Source organism: Oleiphilus sp. HI0067 (assembly GCF_001635735.1).
In genome coordinates, this window is sequence record NZ_LWFI01001189.1 from 1 (window position 1) to 956 (window position 956).

The window sequence follows — 956 nt, forward strand, 5'->3', positions numbered from 1 at the left end:
ATCGCGGTCCTTGAGTTTTTCCGCGGCGCGCTCAAGGGCCCGAACAACTAAGTCTTTCTCTTCAGTTGTGACTTTTTCGGTGTCTAAGTACAGCGCAAAGCCGCCTGTTTCATGTTCGATAAAACTCTGGCCAGCGCCAATATCTCTGCGGAAATCGACGATCTGATAAATTGGCACAGGGCGAGAGAATCCTTTTACAGTGATCTCGCCTTTATCTCTACACATTACCTTATCTTTGACTAACGAGAAGGTCTCGTAAGAGATCAGTATTTCTCCAGGCTCCGCTAAGCTCTCAAGACGAGACGCAAGATTTACCTCTTTTCCGATGATCGTATAATCCATGCGATTCTCGGCGCCGAAGTTACCTACCGTGCTGTATCCAGTACTGATGCCGATACGAATTTGTAGAGGTGTTTTGATCCCTTGGCTTTGCCATTTTTGGCGGAGAATCTTCATGTGCTTACGCATCTCGATCGCCATGGCTACACAGGCAAGCGTATCTTCTTTTGGTCCGCGGCTTGTCGGGTCGCCAAAGAAGATCATGATCGAATCGCCGACAAACTTATCAATAGTGCCGCCATACTTTAATGCGATTTGAGACATCTCATTAAAGTAGTTATTCAGAAGCTCAGTGAGGCTCTCTGGCTCCATTTCCTCAGCAAGTTCGGTAAAGCCCTTAATGTCTGAGAAGAAGATCGTTAATTTCTTACGTTGTGTTTCAAGACGAACGTCACGTTCACCGGTAAAGATAGATTGCCATACTTGTGGTGAAAGATACTTCGCAAGCTTATGCGATAGTGAGATCGACTGTTCTCGTTGATGCTGAATCTGTGACTTCGCTTTTACCAAGGCCTTCGCTTGTTGGTGTGTGTAATATGCGGTAACAGCAACATAGACACCTGCCCCAATACCAGCCACAAGAGTCACCAATACCGGCTCATTTATATTGAAGTTAA

1 protein-coding gene is annotated in these 956 nt (G+C 45.9%); it reads right to left on the bottom strand.

All coding sequences use genetic code 11. The features are described 5' to 3' along the window. Nucleotides 1–956: adenylate/guanylate cyclase domain-containing protein (locus tag A3739_RS17720; protein WP_068502263.1), on the bottom strand; the 956-nt coding region annotated here is incomplete at both ends.